The sequence below is a fragment of the Flavobacterium sp. FlaQc-28 genome (assembly GCF_044007415.1).
Lineage (GTDB): Bacteria > Bacteroidota > Bacteroidia > Flavobacteriales > Flavobacteriaceae > Flavobacterium.
The window spans coordinates 1-343 of record NZ_JBIPCM010000029.1 but is presented as its reverse complement, the minus strand read 5'-3'; the positions used below and the strand labels follow the sequence as shown (position 1 = coordinate 343).

1 protein-coding gene is annotated in these 343 nt (G+C 51.0%); it reads left to right on the top strand.

Going from position 1 to position 343, the window contains the following annotated elements:
* Positions 1-343 (top strand): hypothetical protein (locus ACHRVL_RS23040; protein WP_395415597.1); only part of this gene is annotated, 343 nt, incomplete at both ends.

Here is a 343-nt window from a genome sequence, read left to right as displayed (position 1 = left end):
CTCCAGCTTTCGCAGGAGCAGGAACGTATACTTACACCGTGGCGGCTACAGCTCCATGTACTGTTGATGCTGTTTCGACAGTTTCAGTAACAGAGCAGGCGCAGCCAAATGCAGGAACAAACGGAACATTGACGATTTGTTCAGGCAGCACTGTAACAGCAGCGGCATTATTCGCTCAGTTAGGCGGAAGTGCAGATGCAGGAGGAACTTGGTCTCCAGCTTTCGCAGGAGCAGGAACGTATACTTACACCGTGGCGGCTACAGCTCCATGTACTGTTGATGCTGTTTCGACAGTTTCAGTAACAGAGCAGGCGCAGCCAAATGCAGGAACAAACGGAACATT